We start from the raw sequence: 1,162 nt of genomic DNA on the forward strand, positions 1-1,162 counted from the left end.
TACTGATCTTTTCGTAAGTTCGGTGGGTGTTGTGGTGGTGTGGGTGGGAGGATTCCGGGGTGGCGTATGGACCCTCGCGTTCGGGTGATGGCTTGTCTCTTCCTCCTTTGTCGCGCCCTCAGTTGGCGGAGGCGCGGCGTGTTCGGGCGGTTGAGTTGTTCGAGGAGGGGGTCTCGAATGCGGTGATCGCGCGGGCAGTGGGGGTGTGCGCGGAGAGTGTGCGGCGGTGGCGTCGGGTGTGGGAGGAGGGCGGTGCTGCGGCCTTGCGGCGGCGTGCGGCCTCCGGTCGCCCGCCCAAGCTGGACGGGGCCCAGGTCGAGACGGTCCGGGCCGCTTTGGAGCGGGGAGCCCTGGCTCATGGTTTCGAGGCCGATCTGTGGACTCTGGAGCGAGTCGGTGCCGTCGTTGAGCGGGTGACGGGGGTGGTGCTGTCGAGGGCGTCGGTGTGGCGGTTGCTGACCGGCCGACTCGGATGGAGTCTGCAGCGGCCCGAGCGCAGGGCGGTTGAGCGGGACGAGTCGGAGATTGCCCGCTGGGTCGCGCACGAGTGGCCGCGGATCAAAAAGGGGCCGTGAACACACGTGCCTGGATCGTGTTCCTCGACGAATCGGGCGTCTCCCTGCTGCCTCAGGTCCGCCGCACCTACTCGCCCAGAGGGCGGACCCCTGTGCTGCGGCACCGGCTGAACTGGAAGCGGGCCTCGATGGCCGGGGCTTTGGGGTACCACTCCACCGATCCCGGACGCGGGGCCCGCCTGTGCTTCCATCTCAAGCCCGGCAGCTACGACACCACTGCCCTCATCGAGGTCCTGGAGCAGATGAAGGCGTTCTACCGGGGCGAGCGGGTGGTGCTGGTCTGGGACGGCCTGTCCGCCCACTGGAGCCGGGCGATGCGGGCGTGGGTCGCCGGCCAGGACTGGCTCACCTTGGAGCGGTTGCCCGCCTACGCGCCCGAGCTGAACCCGGTGGAGCTGCTGTGGTCCTCACTCAAGAAACGTGAACTTGCCAACCTCGCCGGTGACCACCTCGCCGACATCGCGGACGCCGCCGAACAAGGAATCCACCGCATCAACCGCAACCCGCAACTGCCCTGGTCCTTCCTCACCCACACCGGCCTGACCATCCACCCACAACACCCACCGAACTTACGAAAAGATCAGTAG

General features: G+C 67.6%; 2 protein-coding genes. Both read left to right on the forward strand.

Going from position 1 to position 1,162, the window contains the following annotated elements; translation table 11 throughout:
• Positions 1 to 59: 59 nt before the first annotated feature.
• Positions 60 to 575 (forward strand): winged helix-turn-helix domain-containing protein, encoded by a 516-nt coding sequence (locus IG74_RS54995; RefSeq protein ID WP_420710063.1) that lies wholly within the window; start codon positions 60 to 62, stop codon positions 573 to 575.
• Complete coding sequence (locus IG74_RS0144700; RefSeq protein WP_030689600.1) at positions 572 to 1,162, forward strand: IS630 family transposase; 591 nt, start codon at positions 572 to 574, stop codon at positions 1,160 to 1,162. The genes IG74_RS54995 and IG74_RS0144700 overlap by 4 nt, the downstream gene beginning before the upstream one ends.

The sequence above is a fragment of the Streptomyces sp. NRRL B-1347 genome (assembly GCF_000720325.1).
In the GTDB taxonomy this organism is placed as follows: domain Bacteria; phylum Actinomycetota; class Actinomycetes; order Streptomycetales; family Streptomycetaceae; genus Streptomyces.